1 protein-coding gene is annotated in these 460 nt (G+C 64.1%); it reads left to right on the top strand.

Going from position 1 to position 460, the window contains the following annotated elements; all coding sequences use genetic code 11:
- Nucleotides 1-460 (top strand): type II secretion system F family protein (locus tag FCS21_RS16010; RefSeq protein WP_171035730.1); only part of this gene is annotated, 460 nt, incomplete at both ends.

Genomic DNA, 460 nt, shown 5'->3' with positions numbered 1-460 from the left:
CCGGCCGCACCCTGGCCGACGCGGTATTGGGCGGTATCGAGAGTGTGGAAAACCCGCTCAAGCACGCCATGGGCCGCATGCAGCGCAACGTGCGCCTGGGGGTGAGCCTGCCGGATTCGGCCAGCGACTTCGCTGAATTCTACGAACAGGACGAGTTCCGCCTGTTCGCCCTTGGCCTGAAGGTCAACCACCGCTACGGCGGCAACGCCAGCGAACTGCTGGAAAACCTGATCAAGATGATCCGCGAGCGGGACCAGGGCGCCCGGCAACTCAAGGCGATGACGGGCGAGACCCGCATGACGGCCTACGTGCTGGGCGGTTTGCCGATCCTGATCGTGGGCTACTTCATCCTGGTCAACCCTGGCTACTTGATGACCATGTGGAACGACGACACGGGGCGCTCCCTGCTGTTCGGCGCACTGGCGATGGACCTGACGGGCACCTTTGCCATGTGGCGCAT

The organism is Colwellia ponticola (genome assembly GCF_005885605.1).
GTDB lineage: Bacteria > Pseudomonadota > Gammaproteobacteria > Enterobacterales > Alteromonadaceae > Colwellia > Colwellia ponticola.
This window is presented reverse-complemented; position numbering and strand designations above follow the sequence as displayed.